This window comes from Streptomyces hazeniae, from assembly GCF_031845485.1.
In the GTDB taxonomy this organism is placed as follows: domain Bacteria; phylum Actinomycetota; class Actinomycetes; order Streptomycetales; family Streptomycetaceae; genus Streptomyces; species Streptomyces hazeniae.
Genome location: NZ_JAVREQ010000062.1, coordinates 1 through 1,052 on the forward strand (window position 1 = coordinate 1; position 1,052 = coordinate 1,052).

The 1,052-nt window shown below is 67.6% G+C and carries 1 protein-coding gene; it reads right to left on the reverse strand.

What is annotated here, in order from left to right:
• Nucleotides 1–952: IS481 family transposase (locus tag RM572_RS28555; RefSeq protein WP_311676274.1), on the reverse strand; the 952-nt coding region annotated here is incomplete at its 3' end.
• Between the last annotated feature and the right edge of the window lie 100 nt (nt 953–1,052).

The following is a 1,052-nucleotide window of genomic DNA, read 5'->3' on the forward strand; positions in this document are numbered from 1 at the left end:
TGTATTGACCCGGAGCGTTGTTCACACGGCTGATCGGTGGCTGGCCGCCGAGTGCGGTGTGGCAGCGGTGGTGGTTGTAGGTGTGCAGGAAGTCTTGCAGAGCTGCGGTCCGCTGCTCGTTGCTGGTGTAGGGCCGCAGGTAGGCCCATTCGTCGAGCAGGGTGCGGTTGAAGCGTTCGACCTTGCCGTTGGTCTGCGGTCGGTAAGGGCGGGTGCGTTTGCCGGTGGCGCCGAGGTAGGTCAGGGACTGCTTCCAGAGGGTGCTCTTGCGGTAGGACCAGGCGTTGTCGGTCAGCACCCTTTCGATGCGGTCGATGCCGAGGGCGGCGAAGTGGGCGGCGGCTCGGCGGAGGAAGCCTGCGCAGGTGGCGGCCTTCTCGTCGGGGTGGACCTCGCTGTAGGCGAGGCGGGTGTGGTCGTCGACGACGGAGTGGATGTAGTCGAAGCCGACTCCGGTCTTGGTCTGGCGGCTTTCCGCGCGGCCGTGGACACGCCAGCCGCCGCCGTCGGGAATCCGCCCGAGTTTCTTCACGTCCACGTGCACCAGCTCGCCGGGCCGCTCGCGTTCGTAGCGGCGAATGATGCGCCCGGTTGGCCGGTCCATCCAGGCCAGCCGGTGCAGGCCGTGCCGGGTGAGGATCCGGTGCACGGTCGAGGGCGGCATGCCCAGGATCGGGCCGATGCGGGCGGGTCCGAGTTTGCGTTCGGTCCGCAGCCGGCAGACCCGTGCTTCGGTATCGGCATTGGTGCGGTGCGGTGTCGTGTGCGGGCGGCTGGGGCGGTCACACAGGCCCGGCTCGCCCTCGGCTCGCCACCGGTGGACCCACTTGTGGGCCGTGGCCCGGGATATGCCCATCTCCGCAGCCACATGGGCCACCGGGCGGCCGGAACGGACACGATCGACCAGCAGACGCCTGCCCAAAGGAGTCAGACGGGCATTACGGTGGGACACGAAGGCCTCCGTGCGGTGAAGATTCGACACCTCCACCACACACGGAGGCCTTCGCCATGATCAAGACCTGTGAGTGTCAACAACGCTCATGAGCAATACA